The organism is Aerococcus sp. L_32, assembly GCF_050689315.1.
The window spans coordinates 1-517 of record NZ_JBOEQF010001269.1 but is presented as its reverse complement, the minus strand read 5'-3'; the positions used below and the strand labels follow the sequence as shown (position 1 = coordinate 517).

Below are 517 nucleotides of genomic sequence, written 5' to 3'. Positions count from 1 at the left end.
TTTTATCAGTAGCTTTTGTCTTTTTATTATTTTTGACAAAAGAAAATAATGGTTTTTTAGCCTTCTTCTCGTCTTTATTGTCACCATTGCTATCAGAAGAGTCGGTATTGCCATTCGCATAAGCTGCATTTTGAATTGGAGAGGTTTGGTACTCTTCGTAAGCCTCATGGTGGACGTCTTCATCATCATATACTGTATCCGCAAATGAAGCTGCAGGAATTTCAATCGTATCATGTAAGTCGTCATCCAATTCACGATGGGTAAAAATATAGTCACAATTTGGACAAATTTTTGTATCTGCTAGAATTGTCGACTGACAGTTTGGACATATCATAGTTATCGTTGCTCCTCATCTATTTATCACAATTTCCCTTCAATATTTACGGGTTTAAAAGTGTGATTTACTTCAATCCATGATAGCATAGTTTTGTAGAGGACAGTACAATTACCAAGAATTTTAGTGTTTTTTTAAGGAGTAAAATATGACCTATCAACAAAAAACTATACCAACAAAAGT

General features: G+C 33.8%; 1 pseudogene. It reads right to left on the bottom strand.

From position 1 onward, the window contains the following. Positions 1-334, bottom strand: a pseudogene (locus tag ACRCJ0_RS19270) (hypothetical protein); the annotation flags it as partial. Positions 335-517: the final 183 nt, after the last annotated feature.